Source organism: Novosphingobium bradum, from assembly GCF_042646485.1.
GTDB classification, from domain to species: domain Bacteria; phylum Pseudomonadota; class Alphaproteobacteria; order Sphingomonadales; family Sphingomonadaceae; genus Novosphingobium; species Novosphingobium bradum.
The window spans coordinates 247,315-261,482 of record NZ_JBHRTQ010000004.1 but is presented as its reverse complement, the minus strand read 5'-3'; the positions used below and the strand labels follow the sequence as shown (position 1 = coordinate 261,482).

Sequence of the window (14,168 nt, the reverse complement as noted above, 5' to 3'; positions counted from 1 at the left end):
GCAGTCACAGCGGGCGGGCCTCGATCACCACGAAGGCCTGCGCCCAGGGGTGGTCGTCGGTGAGGGTGAGGTGGACCACCGCTTCATGGCCGGCGGGGGTGAGCACGGCAAGGCGCGCCGCCGCGCCGCCGGTGAGCGCGAGGGTGGGGGCGCCGCTTTTCAGGTTGATGACGCCGATGTCCTTCATGAACACGCCGGCCTTGAAGCCGGTGCCGACCGCCTTGGAGAAGGCCTCCTTGGCGGCGAAGCGCTTGGCCAGGGTGCCGGCGCGGGTGAAGGGGCGGCGCTCGGCCTTGGCCTGCTCGACTTCGGTGAAGACGCGGGCGAGGAAGCGCGCGCCGAAGCGATCCAGCGAGGACTGGATGCGCTCGATGTTGCAGAGGTCCGAGCCGATGGCGATGATCATGGGAGCCTCCGTTGGGTGCGCCCCTGACATCCGTCAGGGGCTTGCGGCACCGGCCCACTCCCCCACCCGACCACCCATAGGGTACTATCGTTGGGTGGTCGGGTGGGGGAGGTGGCCGGTGCCGCTCCCGCCGTGAGGCGGGCAATCATCGAGCCGCGTCCATCAGGTCGCGCATCTTCCGCACGGCGCCGTCCAGCCCGGTGAAGATGGCCTCGCCGATCAGGTAATGGCCGATGTTGAGTTCGGCCAGTTGCGGAATGGCGGCCACGGCCTGGACGTTGTCGTAGGTGAGGCCGTGGCCGGCGTGGGGTTCGATGCCGTTGCGCGCGGCCAATGCGGCCATGTCGGCGAGGCGCTTGAGTTCGGCCGCCACGGCTTCGCCCCCCATTGGATCCTGGCAGGCATGGGCATATTCGCCGGTGTGCAGTTCGACCACCGGGGCGCCCAGCTTCATCGCCGCCTCGATCTGGCGCGGCTCGGGGGCGATGAACAGGCTGACGCGGATGCCGGCATCGGCCAGTCGCGCGACGATGGGGGCAAGCCGGTTGTGCTGGCCGGCGGCGTCCAGCCCGCCCTCGGTCGTGCGCTCCTCGCGCCGTTCGGGCACAATGCAGGCGGCGTGGGGGCGGTGCCTGAGGGCGATTTCCACCATCTCGTCGGTTGCCGCCATCTCGAAGTTGAGCGGCAGGTCGGTGGCGGCCTGGATGCGGGCGATATCCTCGTCGCGGATGTGGCGGCGATCCTCGCGCAGGTGCGCGGTGATCCCGTCGCCGCCGACCGCCGCCACGATCTGCGCGGCGCGCACGGGATCGGGATGATCGCCGCCGCGCGCGTTGCGGATGGTGGCGACGTGGTCGATGTTGACGCCCAGGCGCAGGTGGGCCGGATTCAGCATGACTGGCTCACGGCTTCGCGCGGCTCCCGGGCTTGACCGCCTCGGTGGCGGCCAGTTCGGGGGGCAGTTCATCCGGCGCATAGGTGGGGAAGTTCAATGCGATCAGCGCGGTGAAGGGCACGCCGAGATCGGCCGTGCCGCCCGAGCGATCGACCAGGGCGGCGGCGGCGATCACTTCCGCGCCGGTTTCCTCGATGGCCTTGATCGCCTCGCGGCTCGACAGGCCGGTGGTGACTACGTCTTCCACCATCAGCACCTTGTCGCCCGGCTCGAGGGCAAAGCCCCGGCGCAGTTCGAAGGTGCCGGTGGGCCGTTCGACGAACATGGCCTCGACGCCGAGCGCGCGGCCCATCTCGTGGCCGATGATCACGCCCCCCATGGCCGGGGAGACGACCCTGGTGATCTGGCGCCGCAGTTCGCGCGGGAGGGCCGAGGCGAGGGCGACGGCCAGCCGGCCCGCCCGCTCGGGATTCATCAGCACGCGCGCGCACTGCAGGTAATGGGCGCTGTGGCGCCCGGACGAGAGCAGGAAATGGCCTTCGAGAAGGGCTTTCGAGGCCCGGAACTCAGCCAGTACGTCATCTTCCTGCATTGTCGTCGAATCTCCGTCTGATCGGGTCCAGAGCCCTGCCGCGCTTGCCGCAAACCGCGAAAATGCCGCCATCGGGCCTCATGTGGACATGGTGGAAAATAATCCCCTAGAGGCGCTTGAGGTGCCCCGCAAGCGCGCGTATAGGCCCAGCCAAACCTGCGTCCCGGGGGCACTGGGGGCGCAAGCATGACTTGTGGACCGGGGGCTCTTCGCCCGCATAGGAAAAGCGAAAGCGCAACAAAGATGACAATCGGGGAACACGCCCGCCGCGCGGGATCGGCCATCGCGGCCACTGCTTTGGGGATCCTTGGGGGAATTGCGGCCCTGCCGCAGGCCGCCCTGGCCCAGGTTGCCGAAAAGGCCACCGAAGCGGCCGCCACGGCGACCGCCGCCGCCGGCTCCTACGTGCCGATGAAGCCCGTCCCGGGTATCGGCCAGCCGGTCGACGGCGCCTTCGGCTTCCAGCAGCAGTTCTCGCCCAACGGGCACTATGCGCTGTGGATGCACGATGCGATCCTGATGCCGATCATCACGATCATCACCCTGTTCGTGCTGCTGCTGCTGGTCATCGTTGCCGCCCGTTTCAACAAGCGTGCCAATCCGGTCGCCTCGCGCACCAGCCACAACACCCTGATCGAGGTGGTGTGGACCCTGGTTCCCGTGCTGATCCTGGTGGGCATCGCGATCCCCTCGATCACCCTGCTGGCCCGCCAGTACAAGCCGGCGCCGGAAAACGCGCTGACCGTCAAGGCCACCGGCAACCAGTGGTTCTGGACCTATTCCTACCCCGACAACGGCGGGCTGGAAGTGATCTCCAATATGCTGCCCGACGATGAGGCCGTGAAGCGTGGCGAGCCGGCCAAGCTGGGTGTGGACAACCGCCTGGTCCTGCCGGTGGGCGAACCGATCCGTCTGCAGACCGTCGGCGCCGACGTGATTCACTCGTTCGCCGTACCCTCGCTGTGGTTCAAGCTCGACGCCGTTCCCGGCCGCGTGAACGAGAAGGTGCTCACCATCGAGAAGCCGGGCGTCTACTACGGCCAGTGCTCGGAACTGTGCGGCGCCCGCCACGGCTATATGCCGATCGCGATCGAGGCGCTCCCGCGTGACAAGTTCAACGCCTGGGTGCTCTCGCAGGGCGGTCAGCTCGATCACCAGAAGAAGCCGGCTGCCGCCGCTGCCGCGGCGCCTGCTGCCGCTGCCGCCGCTCCGGCAGCCGCCGCACCGGCCGCCAGCGAAGCCGCTGCGCCCGCCGCCACCGAATCCGCGGCTCCCGCCGCCTGATCTCGCCCAGAAAGACGAGGCATCACCATGGCTACCACCGCAGAGACCTTCCAGGCTCACGGCGACGCGCACGACCACGCGCACGACCATGATCACAAGCCGGGCTTCTTCGCCCGCTGGTTCATGTCGACCAACCACAAGGACATCGGCACGCTCTACCTGATCTTCGCGATCTTCGCGGGGGTCATCGGTGGCGCGATTTCCGGCCTGATGCGGCTCGAGCTCGAGCAGCCCGGTATCCAGTACCTGACCCTCTGGGCCAGCCTGGCCGACGGCAAGCCGGCGGCGATGGATAGCGCGCTCCACCTGTGGAACGTGCTGATCACCGCCCACGGCCTGATCATGGTGTTCTTCATGGTCATGCCGGCCATCATCGGCGGCTTCGGAAACTGGTTCGTGCCGTTGATGATCGGCGCGCCGGACATGGCCTTCCCGCGGATGAACAACATCTCGTTCTGGCTGACGGTTGCCGGCTTCTGCTCGCTGATGCTCTCGGCCTTTGTTCCGGGTGATTCCACGGGCAATGGCGCCGGCATCGGCTGGACCGCCTATGCCCCGCTGTCGACCTACGGCTCCTCCGGCCCGGCGACCGACTTCGCGATCTTCTCGCTGCACCTTGCCGGTGCCGGCTCGATCCTGGGCGCGATCAACTTCATCACCACCATCTTCAATATGCGCGCGCCGGGCATGACCCTGCACAAGATGCCGCTGTTCGTGTGGTCGGTGCTGGTCACCGCCTTCCTGCTGCTGCTCTCGCTGCCGGTTCTGGCTGCCGCGATCACCATGCTGCTGACCGATCGCAACTTCGGCACGACCTTCTTCGATGCGTCGGGCGGTGGCGATCCGATCCTCTACCAGCACCTGTTCTGGTTCTTCGGCCACCCCGAAGTGTACATCATGATCCTGCCGGGCTTCGGCATCATCAGCCAGATCATCTCGACCTTCTCGAAGAAGCCTGTGTTCGGCTACCTCGGCATGGCCTACGCCATGGTCGCGATCGGCGTCGTGGGCTTCATCGTCTGGGCGCACCATATGTACACCACCGGCCTGTCGGTGAACACGAAGATGTACTTCACCGCGGCGACCATGGTCATCGCGGTCCCCACCGGCATCAAGATCTTCTCGTGGATCGCGACGATGTGGGGCGGCAGCATCTCGTTCAAGCCGCCGATGGTCTGGGCGATCGGCTTCATCTTCCTGTTCACGCTGGGCGGCGTCACCGGCGTCGTTCTCTCGAACGGCGGCATCGACGACAACCTCCAGGACACCTACTACGTGGTGGCGCACTTCCACTACGTGCTCTCGCTGGGCGCGGTGACCGCGCTGTTCGCGGGCTTCTACTACTGGTTCCCGAAGATGAGCGGGAAGATGTATTCGGAGTTCCTCGCCCACCTGCACTTCTGGGTGTTCTTCGTTGGCGTGAACCTGATCTTCTTCCCGATGCACTTCCTCGGCTTCCAGGGGATGCCGCGCCGCTATCCGGACTATCCGGCGGCCTTCGAGCACTGGAACTACGTGGCGACGCTCGGCTACAAGATCATGGCCGTTTCGACCCTGATCTTCTTCCTCAACATCCTCTACACGTTCGTCGCCGGCAAGAAGGCTTCGGGCAACTACTGGGGTGAAGGCGCGACCACGCTGGAATGGACCCTGTCGAGCCCGCCGCCGTTCCACCAGTTCGAGACGCTCCCCGTGATCGAGGACGCGCACCACTGAGAACGGCCGCAAGGCTGAACGATCGAGAGGCCCCGGGGGAAACTCCGGGGCTTTTTCGTTTCAACGCGCCGGTTTCGCGTTCGGGGCGCTTGCGTTCTTCCCACCGGCCCCGCGCTTGCCTATAGGCCGCAGCGTGACTCAGACCGCCCCCACTGCTTCGGCCCAGACCCTGCCGCTTCCGGCCGACTGGCGCGATTTCTTCGCGCTGACCAAGCCGCGCGTGATGAGCCTGGTGATCTTCACCGGCCTGTGCGGCCTGCTGGCGGCGCCCGAGCGGATCGATCCGGTCCTGGGCTTCACCGCCATCCTGTGCATCGCCATCGGCGCGGGCGGGGCGGCGGCGCTCAACCAGTGGTGGGAAGCCGACATCGACGCCGGCATGAAGCGCACGCAGGGCCGGCCGCTGCCCTCGGGCCGGATGGAGCGCACCTCGGCGCGCGATTTCGGCGTGGGCCTCTCGGCGGCCTCGGTCCTGATCATGGGGCTGGCGGTGGGCTGGCTGGCGGCGGCGATCCTGCTCGTCTCGATCATCTACTATGCCGTGGTCTACACCATCTGGCTGAAACCCCGCACGCCGCAGAACATCGTGATCGGCGGCGGGGCCGGAGCCTTTCCGCCGCTGATCGGCTGGGTGGCGGCGACGGGCCACGTCACCCTGATGCCGGTGGTGCTGTTCGCCATAATCTTCATGTGGACCCCGCCGCACTTCTGGGCGCTCGCCCTGTTCGTGCAGTCGGACTATGCCAAGGTCGGCATTCCGATGATGCCGGTGGTGGCCGGCGAACCTTCGACCCGCCGCCAGATCCTGGTCTATGCCGCCTTGCTCCTGCCGCTCAGCCTCGTGCCGTGGTGGATTGGCGGGACCGGCGCGGTCTATGGCATCTCGGCCGCCGTGCTGGGCGGCGTGTTCCTGGCGCTCTCGGCCCGGGTGGGCTTGCGCCGGCGGACCGGGCCGGACGATGCCATGCGCCCGGAAAAGCAGCTTTTCGCCTGGTCGATCCTCTACCTGTTCGCCCTGTTCGGCGCGCTGGTGGCCGATCGCTTCCTCGCTCTCTAGGGACTTCACCCATGCCCGACTTGCCCGATCCCGATTCGACCAACTATCTCGACCAGCGCAAGAAGGTGATCCGCCAGCGTAACGTGGCGCTGGGTCTGGTGCTGGCCTTCTTCGCGGTACTGTTCTTCGCGATCACCATCGCCAAGATGCAGCACTGAGCAGGACCTCCACCATGGCCAGCGCCCCCGCCGATCTCAAGCGCCGCAACCGCCGGGTGAGTGCCTATGCGATTGCCGGCGCGCTGTTCATGCTGGCGCTGGGTTTCGCCGCGGTCCCACTCTACCGGATGTTCTGCCAGGTGACCGGGTTCCAGGGCACCACCCAGCGCGCCACGGCCGAGCAGGCGGCGGGGATCAAGGTCAGCCCGGTGACCATCTCGGTGCGCTTCGATGGCAATGTCGACCGCGACCTGCCCTGGGCCTTCGCCCCCGTCCAGGTCACCCAGACCGTGCACCTGGGCGCGCGCACCCTGGCGGTCTATACCGCAAAGAACCTCTCGGAACGGGCGATCGTGGGCCGCGCGAGCTTCAACGTCTCGCCCGATGATGCCGGCAAGTACTTCAGCAAGATCCAGTGCTTCTGCTTCACCGAGCAGACCCTCCAGCCGGGCGAGGAAGTGCGGATGCCGGTGACCTACTATGTCGATCCGGCGATCCTCGACGATCCCGAGGCCCGCGACATCAAGCAGATCACGCTGAGCTACGTGTTCCACGAGGACAAGTCGGCGGTACCGGCCAAGGCGGGGAAGCCCGCGAGCTGATTGGCGATAACCTGCGCGAACCCACTGGACCGGCCCGCCATCGCGCGATAAGGGCCATCGCAAACAATCCGCGCCGGGCTTCCGGCGAACGCGCCAACAGGGACCAGATCATGGCCGGAACGAAGAACCACGATTTCCACATCCTGCCGCCGGACATCGTTCCGCTGGCGACCGCGCTTGGCGCGCTGGTCTTCACCTCGGGCATGGTCCTGTTCATGCACAAGCTGCCGGGCGGCCATGTCGTGCCGTGGCTGGGCATGGCGGTCCTGCTGGCCGGGATGTTCCAGTGGTTCTCCAAGATCGTGCGCGAAGCCCACGCCGGCGACCACACTCCGGTCGTCCAGCTGCACCAGCGCTACGGCATGATCCTGTTCATCGCTTCGGAAGTGATGTTCTTCGTCGGCTGGTTCTGGGCCTTCTTCGATTTCTCGCTGTTCCCCAGCAAGATCGCGGAAGAGGTGATCGGCGGCCAGTGGCCCCCGAAGGCGATCGAGGCGGTGATCAACGCCTGGGACCTGCCGCTGCTCAACACGCTGATCCTGCTGTGCTCGGGCACCACGGTCACCTGGGCGCACCACGCGCTGATCCATGGTGACCGCGACGGCCTGAAGAAGGGGCTGTGGGCAACCATCCTGCTCGGCCTGCTGTTCACCTCGATCCAGGCCTACGAATATATCCACGCGCCCTTCGCCTTCGGCAAGAACACCTATGGTTCGGCCTTCTACATGGCGACCGGGTTCCATGGCTTCCACGTGATCGTCGGCACGATCATGCTGATCGTCTGCCTCAAGCGCGCCTACAACGGTGATTTCACGCCGCGCCAGCACTTCGGCTTCGAAGCCGCCGCCTGGTACTGGCACTTCGTCGACGTGGTGTGGCTGTTCCTGTTCATGTGCATCTACGTGTGGGGCAACTGGGGCGCGGTGATCGAATAGTGGAACCGCCCGTCCAACCGGACGCAACGAAAGGGCAGCCCGGCACCGCCGCGGCTGCCCTTTTCGGTTGCTGCCCGCGCTGCCATGCGCGCACCCTGTTTGCCGGCTGGGCGAAGTTCGCCGACCGCTGTCGGGTCTGCGGGCTGGACTTCGCCCGGTTCAACGTGGGCGACGGGCCAGCGGCCTTCCTCACGCTGGTTATCGGCGCGGTGATCACCGGCCTTGCCATCTGGCTGGAGCTGGCCGTGGAGCCGCCGTTCTGGGTCCATGTCATCCTGTGGGTGCCGCTGACCGCCGCCGCCGTCGTCGGCGGGCTGCGGGGCAGCAAGGCCTGGCTGCTCCAGGCCGAATATCGCCGCTCGGCGGGCGAGGCGGTGAACGACGAGTGGACGATGGGCGGGGACGACTGACGTCACCCTCCCAGGCCCGCTCGTCCTGAGCCTGTCGAAGGACTATGTCCCGAGCGTTGGTTCCAGCACCCTTCGACAAGCTCAGGGTGAGCGGGTAGGGGAGGGCGATGAAACGCGCAATTCCCATCCTGCCGACGCTGGTGGTCCTGATCGCCGTGGGCATCATGATCCGGCTCGGCTTCTGGCAGATTGACCGGTTGCACCAGAAGGAGGCGATGCTGGCGCGGTTCGCGGCGGCGGAAACGATGGCGGGCGAAGTGGCCTGGACGGCGCCGGCCCCGGGCCAGGACCAGGCCGATGCCGGCCTGTCCGCCGCCAACCTCTACCGGCGCAGCACGGTGGATTGCCGCTCGGTCGGCGGCCTGAAGTCGGTTTCGGGGGAGGACGACAAGGGCCATGCCGGCTATGCCCACGTGGCCGATTGCGTCCTGGCCGATGGCAGCCATGCGCCGGTGGTCATGGGTTGGTCGCAGGCGCCGCAGGCTCCGCAATGGGGCGGCGGCGTGGCAACCGGCATGATTGCGCCCGGTCCGCGCCTGGTGGCCGATCCCCCGCTGGCCGGTCTTGCGCCCAACGCGCGGCCCGATCCGGGCAATATCCCCAACAACCACCTGTCCTATGCGGTGCAGTGGTTCGCTTTCGCGGGCGTGGCGCTGGTGATCTATGTCCTGGCGCTGAGGAAGCGGCTGCGGCCGTGATTCCTTCCCCCTTGATGAGGGAGGGATGCGGAAGGCTTGGTCGCTTGCTGCCAGGCCTTGGCTGAATGCGTGTGATCGGTCCCGCCGGCGCGGTGCCATCACCCCCACCCAACCTTCGCTAGTCGGCTGCGCCGCCAAGCTGCGGTATCCCTCCCCCATCACGGGGGAGGGTTCCAATTCCGTGCCGGTGCCGCTAACGGCCCCTGATGGACTACGTCAGCACCCGTGGCAGCGCGCCTGCGCTCGATTTTGCCGGAGCAACGCTTGCCGGCCTGGCTTCCGACGGCGGGCTTTACGTGCCCCGCGAATGGCCGCGCTTCAGCGAGGCCGAGATCGCAGGGCTGGCCGGGCTGCCCTATGCGGAACTGGCGCAGCGGATCATGCAGCCCTTCGTGGGCGATTGCCTGACGCCGGAGCGCCTGCTCGAGCTGACCCGCAAGGCCTATGGCCGCTTCGCCCACAAGGCGGTGACCCCGCTGGTCCAGCTTGATGAGCAGCAGTGGCTGCTGGAGCTGTTCCACGGGCCGACCCTGGCGTTCAAGGACGTGGCGCTGCAATTGCTGGGCCTGCTGTTCGAGGAATTTCTCGGGCGGGGCGATGGCAACCTGACCATCGTGGGCGCCACTTCGGGCGATACCGGCTCGGCCGCGATCGATGCCGTGGCCGGCCGCGCCAAGATCGACATCTTCATGCTGCACCCCCGGGGCCGGGTGTCCGACGTGCAGCGCCGGCAGATGACCACGGTGCTGGCGCCCAACGTCCACAACATCGCCATCGAAGGCTCGTTCGACGATGCCCAGGCGATGGTGAAGCGGATGTTCAACGATGCGGCGATGACCGACCGGTTTGCCATCGGCGCGGTCAATTCGATCAACTGGGCGCGGCTGATGGCCCAGGTGGTCTATTATTTCGCCGCCGCCCTCCAGTTGGGCGCCCCGGCGCGCAAGGTGGCCTTCGCGGTGCCGACCGGCAATTTCGGCGATGTCTTCGCCGGCTATGTCGCGGCGAAGATGGGACTGCCGATCGAGCGGCTGATCGTGGCCACCAATGTCAACGACATCCTCCACCGCGCGCTGTCCACCGGCGACTATTCGCAAGGCACCGTGACGCCGACCGCCGCGCCGTCGATGGACATCCAGGTGTCCTCCAACTTTGAACGCCTGCTGTTCGACGTGGGCGGGCGCGACGGCAAGGCGCTGGCCGCGCAGATGGCCGGGTTCGAGGCGACGAAGGCGATGCAGTTGACCAACGCCCAGCGCGAGGGCGCTGCCGCGCTGTTCAGCTCGGCCCGGGCCGATGCCGACGAGATGTCCGCGGCGATCCGCTGGGCCTTCACCGAATGCGGCGAAACCATCGACCCGCACACCGCCATCGGCCTTCACGCCGCGCACACCGCCGGGATCGATCCGGCGGTTCCGGTCGTCACCCTGGCGACGGCCCACCCGGCCAAGTTCACCGAGGCGGTGACCGCCGCCACCGGTCAGCACCCGGCCCTGCCGGCCCGCGTGGGCGACCTGTTCGACCGCGAGGAGCGGCTGGTCGATCTGCCGGGCGACTATGGCGCCGTGGCCGACTATGTGGCGGCCCGTGCGAGTCCGAAGGCCTGAAGGCGGCATGGCACGCACATCCGCTCAGGCTGAGCCCCTCGGCTTCGCTCGGGGCAGGCTGGGCGAAGCCCCTGGCGCGAGCGTGGCGTGTGGCCCTTCTACAGGCTCAGGGCGAGCGAACGGAGGCGAGGCGTGGCTGAGCTGATCCAGCAACCGCGCCTGCTCGTTGGCGAGGGCTGGGCCGACTATGGCCTGGTCGATTCGGGCCATGGCCGGAAGCTGGAGCGCTATGGCGATTACCGCTTCGTGCGCCCCGAGCCGCAGGCGCTGTGGACCCCGCGCGCGGAAGGCTGGCAGGCCCACGGCGAATTCGTCCCCGGTTCCGACGAGGATGGCGGCGGGCGCTGGCAGTTTACCCGGCCCGTTCCCCGCGATGGCTGGGACCTGTCACGCGGCGAGGTGAAATTCACCGCGAGCTGCACGCCGTTTCGCCACCTCGGCTTCTTTCCCGACATGGCTCCGGTGTGGGACTGGATGGGTGGGATGCTGGAGGGCAAGGCGGATGCCAGCACGCTCAACCTGTTCGGCTATACCGGCGTGGGCACGCTTTCGCTTTCGGCCCACGGGCCAGTGACCCATGTTGATGCCTCCAAGAAGAGCGTGGCCCAGGCCCGCGCCAATGCCGCGCTTTCGGGCATGGCCGAGCGGCCGATCCGCTGGATCATCGACGATGCCGCCAAGTTCGCCGCGCGCGAGGTGCGCCGGGGCAAGCGCTATGACGGGATCATCCTGGATCCGCCCAAGTTCGGGCGCGGGCCGGAGGGCGAGGTCTGGCGGCTGGAGGAGCACCTGCCCGGCCTGGTGGCCGATTGCCGCCGCCTGCTGGATGCCGACAGCCGGTTCCTGTTCCTGACCGTCTATGCCGTGCGGATGAGCTCGCTGAGCCTTGCCGGCCTGCTCGACGAAGTCTTTGCCGACCTGCCCGGCGTGATCGAGCACGGCGACCTTGCGGTGCAGGAAGATGGCCCGGCGCCGGACGGTGATTCCGGCCGGCTGCTGCCCACGGCAATCTTCGCGCGCTGGGCGAATTGCGGCTAAGGCGCGCGCACATGAAGGTGGCCATGACCGATTCGCTTGTTCTTGAAGTCAACGATCTCGAAGTGGATGTCCTCACCGGCATCTATTCGGAAGAGACCGGAAAGCCCCAGCCGCTGCGGATCTCGATCGCGGCGCGGCTGGAGCCTTCCGCCCATTTCGCGCCCGATACCCACCTGGCGGCGAGCAAGAACTACATGGACCTCAAGTTCGCGGCGACCGAGGGGCTGCCGCCCGGCGTGCACTTCAAGCTGATCGAGGCCGTGGCCGATCACATCTGCGAGACGGTGATGATCGGCGATCCCCGGGTGGGCGCGGTGACGGTGAAGATCGTCAAGCTGGCCATTGCCGAGGCCGGCGAGCAGATCGGCATGACCCTCCACCGCGAGCGGCGCTGACGGTCCGCGTGCTGCTGCCGGTCGGCCCCCTGCCGGACGATCCCATCGCGGCTGCCGCGGCGTTTCATGCCACCTGGCTGCCACAGGTCCTGGCCGAGCTGGATGCCGGCCGGGACGTGGTCACCCTGCTGTTCGCGCCCGCGCCGCATGGGCACGCCGACTGGCGCCTGGCCGCGGTGCAGATGCTCGCCCGCGAGCGGACCCCGGCGCGGATCAATGCCATCGCCGCCGACGATCCCGCCGGCATTGCCGCCACCGTGGGTTATTTCGATCGTGCCCCCGGAGTTACCGGCCAGTATTTCGTGATCGATGGCCATGGCGCCGGGCAAGTGGTATCCTGCCCAGCATGACCGCCACCCCTCTTGTCGATCAGTTTGCCCGCCGGATCAGTTACCTGCGCCTGTCGGTGATCGACCGATGCGATCTGCGCTGCGCCTATTGTATGCCCGAACGGATGACCTTCCTGCCCAAGGCGGAAGTGCTGACGCTTGAGGAACTGCAAAGCCTGGCCCTGGGCTTCATCGCCCGGGGGATCACCAAGCTGCGGCTGACCGGGGGCGAGCCGCTGGTGCGCCGCGACATGATCGAGCTGGTGCGCGCGCTGGGTCGCAAGATCGGAGACGGGCTGGAGGAGCTTACCCTCACCACCAACGGCACGCGGCTGGCGGAATTCGCCGACGATCTCGCCGCTGCCGGGGTGCGCCGGATCAACGTCTCGCTCGACACGCGCGACCGCGCGGCTTTCGCGAAACTCACCCGGCGCGATGCCCTGCCGCAGGTGCTGGAAGGGATCGCGGCGGCGCGCGAGGCGGGCCTCAAGGTCAAGCTCAACACGGTGGCGCTCAAGGGCGTGAACGAGGACGAGATCCCCGACCTGATCGGCTGGGCGCACGGGCTGGGCCTGGAGCTGACCCTGATCGAGGTCATGCCGCTGGGCGAGGTGGAGGAGGACCGGTTCGACCATTACCTCCCGCTGTCCGCCGTGCGCGAAGGGCTGGAGCGGCGCTGGATTCTGGCGCCTTCCGCCCACCGCAGCGGCGGCCCGGCGCGCTATTTCGACGTGGCCGAAACCGGCGGCCGGCTGGGCCTGATCACCCCGCTCACCAACAATTTCTGCGACGGCTGCAACCGGGTGCGGGTGACGGCCACCGGCCAGTTGTTCGCCTGCCTTGGCGGGACCGAGCAGGTGGACCTGCGCGGCGCGCTGCGTTCGGCCGATCCCGACCGGGCGCTGGAGGAGGCGCTCGATCTGGCCATGCGGATCAAGCCCGCGCGCCACGCCTTCGCGATCGATCGCCCCGGCGCCGCCCCGGCCCTGGCGCGCCATATGTCGATGACCGGCGGCTGAGGGCGGGCATGGCCAAGCTCGTGTTCCTGGGCCGGCTGGAGGATCTGGCCGGCGCTCCCGCGCGGGATTGCCCGCTGGCCGGGCCGACCGTGCTGGCCGACCTGCTGGCCAAGCTGGCGCCCGCGCTGGCCGAGGCGCTTGGCGGCGGCAAGGTGCGCCTGGCGCTGAACGGCACGATTGTCGAGCGGGCGGGGCTGGTCGTGGCCGATGGCGACGAGCTGGCTTTCCTGCCTCCGGTCAGTGGCGGCTGAGCGCGTGGGCCGCGAGGTTCGCCTGGCGCTGGCGCCGTTCGATCCGGCCGCCGAACTGGGCGCTTTTTCCGCGCGCCATCCCGAGGCGGGCGGGATCGTTTCGTTCCTCGGCCAGGTTCGCGCGGACGAGCGGGTGGAGGCGCTGGAGCTGAAGCACTATGCGCCGCTGACCCTGCCGGGCATGGAGGCGCTGGCCGAAACGGTGGCCGCGCGCTGGGCGCTGGACGGGCTGCTGATCGTCCACCGTTCGGGCGTGATGGTTCCCGGCGATCCCATCGTGCTGGTGGCCGCGGCCAGCCGTCATCGCCGCGATGCCTTTGCCGCCGCCGATTTCGCCATGGATCACCTCAAGAGCGATTCGTGGTTCTGGAAGCGCGAGAAGGTGGGCGGCGAATGGCGCTGGATCGAACCGCGTGAGCAGGATCACGCCGATCTGGCGCGCTGGGGGTGATTCCCCGGCCGCGCCGGGCGGCCTTCCCCAAGGTCCGCTCGTCCTGAGCCTGTCGAAGGACAATTGCGCGGGAGGCAGCACCCTTCGACAAGCTCAGGGTGAGCGGGGTGGGTGTTTTGCCCGCGGTCCCTCAGAAATCCACGGCGATCCCGTTTTTCTCCCAATCGCCGTAGCGGGTGGGGGAAAGACCGCGCGGATCGGGTTCGCCCTTGGGCGGGGCGGGCTGGGGCGCGGGTTCGTTGGTCCAGTGGGCCGGCTTGACGAAGCCGTCCGGGCGCTTGGTGGATCGCTCTGTCATCATGCCGACATGGGCGCGCTGGCGCCG

19 protein-coding genes are annotated in these 14,168 nt (G+C 67.9%); 15 read left to right on the top strand and 4 right to left on the bottom strand.

The annotated features are described in order from the left end of the window. Positions 1–4: 4 nt before the first annotated feature. The 3 genes from acpS to pyrE form a co-directional block, all read right to left on the bottom strand. Positions 5–406: a holo-ACP synthase gene (acpS, locus tag ACFOD9_RS04695; RefSeq protein ID WP_379508927.1), complete on the bottom strand. Its 402-nt coding sequence runs from the start codon at positions 404–406 to the stop codon at positions 5–7. 145 nt (positions 407–551) lie between these two features. Further along, the gene (locus ACFOD9_RS04690; protein WP_379508926.1) at positions 552–1,301 is read right to left on the bottom strand and encodes a pyridoxine 5'-phosphate synthase; all 750 of its coding nucleotides are present in this window, start codon (positions 1,299–1,301) and stop codon (positions 552–554) included. 7 nt (positions 1,302–1,308) lie between these two features. Further along, a complete protein-coding gene (gene pyrE, locus ACFOD9_RS04685; RefSeq protein WP_379508925.1) occupies positions 1,309–1,893 on the bottom strand; it encodes an orotate phosphoribosyltransferase in 585 nt (194 codons plus the stop codon). Positions 1,894–2,136: 243 nt separating this feature from the next. Here pyrE and coxB point away from each other — a divergent pair, with 243 nt between their 5' ends. The 15 genes from coxB to ACFOD9_RS04610 all read left to right on the top strand — a co-directional run bounded on the left by coxB (position 2,137) and on the right by ACFOD9_RS04610 (position 13,843). Continuing rightward, positions 2,137–3,177 carry a cytochrome c oxidase subunit II gene (coxB, locus tag ACFOD9_RS04680; RefSeq protein WP_379508924.1) on the top strand — a complete coding sequence of 347 codons (1,041 nt, stop codon included), beginning with the start codon at positions 2,137–2,139 and terminating at the stop codon, positions 3,175–3,177. Between the two features lie 27 nt (positions 3,178–3,204). Continuing rightward, a complete protein-coding gene (gene ctaD, locus ACFOD9_RS04675; protein ID WP_379508923.1) occupies positions 3,205–4,893 on the top strand; it encodes a cytochrome c oxidase subunit I in 1,689 nt (562 codons plus the stop codon). 133 nt (positions 4,894–5,026) lie between these two features. Continuing rightward, on the top strand, positions 5,027–5,950 hold the full coding sequence (locus tag ACFOD9_RS04670; RefSeq protein WP_379508922.1) for a heme o synthase: 924 nt from the start codon (positions 5,027–5,029) through the stop codon (positions 5,948–5,950). A gap of 11 nt (positions 5,951–5,961) precedes the next feature. Continuing rightward, positions 5,962–6,108, top strand: a complete 147-nt coding sequence (locus tag ACFOD9_RS04665) for a hypothetical protein (protein ID WP_379508921.1) — start codon at positions 5,962–5,964, stop codon at positions 6,106–6,108. Positions 6,109–6,122: 14 nt separating this feature from the next. Continuing rightward, positions 6,123–6,710 carry a cytochrome c oxidase assembly protein gene (locus ACFOD9_RS04660; protein WP_379508920.1) on the top strand — a complete coding sequence of 196 codons (588 nt, stop codon included), beginning with the start codon at positions 6,123–6,125 and terminating at the stop codon, positions 6,708–6,710. Between the two features lie 110 nt (positions 6,711–6,820). After that, positions 6,821–7,645: a cytochrome c oxidase subunit 3 gene (locus tag ACFOD9_RS04655; protein WP_379508919.1), complete on the top strand. Its 825-nt coding sequence runs from the start codon at positions 6,821–6,823 to the stop codon at positions 7,643–7,645. Further along, positions 7,645–8,055 (top strand): DUF983 domain-containing protein, encoded by a 411-nt coding sequence (locus ACFOD9_RS04650; RefSeq protein WP_379508918.1) that lies wholly within the window; start codon positions 7,645–7,647, stop codon positions 8,053–8,055. The genes ACFOD9_RS04655 and ACFOD9_RS04650 overlap by 1 nt, the downstream gene beginning before the upstream one ends. A gap of 107 nt (positions 8,056–8,162) precedes the next feature. Next, positions 8,163–8,753, top strand: coding sequence for an SURF1 family protein (locus ACFOD9_RS04645; protein WP_379508917.1), 591 nt, complete (start codon positions 8,163–8,165; stop codon positions 8,751–8,753). Between the two features lie 206 nt (positions 8,754–8,959). After that, positions 8,960–10,360, top strand: coding sequence for a threonine synthase (gene thrC / locus ACFOD9_RS04640; RefSeq protein WP_379508916.1), 1,401 nt, complete (start codon positions 8,960–8,962; stop codon positions 10,358–10,360). A gap of 132 nt (positions 10,361–10,492) precedes the next feature. Next, on the top strand, positions 10,493–11,398 hold the full coding sequence (locus ACFOD9_RS04635) for a class I SAM-dependent methyltransferase (RefSeq protein WP_379508915.1): 906 nt from the start codon (positions 10,493–10,495) through the stop codon (positions 11,396–11,398). 23 nt (positions 11,399–11,421) lie between these two features. Beyond that, positions 11,422–11,793 carry a dihydroneopterin aldolase gene (locus ACFOD9_RS04630; protein ID WP_379508914.1) on the top strand — a complete coding sequence of 124 codons (372 nt, stop codon included), beginning with the start codon at positions 11,422–11,424 and terminating at the stop codon, positions 11,791–11,793. Positions 11,794–11,801: 8 nt separating this feature from the next. Next, positions 11,802–12,143 (top strand): Rossmann fold domain-containing protein, encoded by a 342-nt coding sequence (locus tag ACFOD9_RS04625; protein WP_379508913.1) that lies wholly within the window; start codon positions 11,802–11,804, stop codon positions 12,141–12,143. Then, the gene (gene moaA, locus ACFOD9_RS04620) at positions 12,140–13,141 is read left to right on the top strand and encodes a GTP 3',8-cyclase MoaA (RefSeq protein ID WP_379508912.1); all 1,002 of its coding nucleotides are present in this window, start codon (positions 12,140–12,142) and stop codon (positions 13,139–13,141) included. The genes ACFOD9_RS04625 and moaA overlap by 4 nt, the downstream gene beginning before the upstream one ends. Positions 13,142–13,149: 8 nt before the next feature. Continuing rightward, the gene (locus tag ACFOD9_RS04615; RefSeq protein ID WP_379508911.1) at positions 13,150–13,392 is read left to right on the top strand and encodes a MoaD/ThiS family protein; all 243 of its coding nucleotides are present in this window, start codon (positions 13,150–13,152) and stop codon (positions 13,390–13,392) included. Next, positions 13,349–13,843, top strand: a complete 495-nt coding sequence (locus ACFOD9_RS04610) for a molybdenum cofactor biosynthesis protein MoaE (RefSeq protein WP_379508910.1) — start codon at positions 13,349–13,351, stop codon at positions 13,841–13,843. The genes ACFOD9_RS04615 and ACFOD9_RS04610 overlap by 44 nt, the downstream gene beginning before the upstream one ends. Before the next feature lie 130 nt (positions 13,844–13,973). Here ACFOD9_RS04610 and ACFOD9_RS04605 read toward each other — a convergent pair whose 3' ends face one another. Then, positions 13,974–14,141, bottom strand: a complete 168-nt coding sequence (locus ACFOD9_RS04605; RefSeq protein WP_379508909.1) for a DUF1674 domain-containing protein — start codon at positions 14,139–14,141, stop codon at positions 13,974–13,976. Positions 14,142–14,168 lie beyond the last annotated feature (27 nt).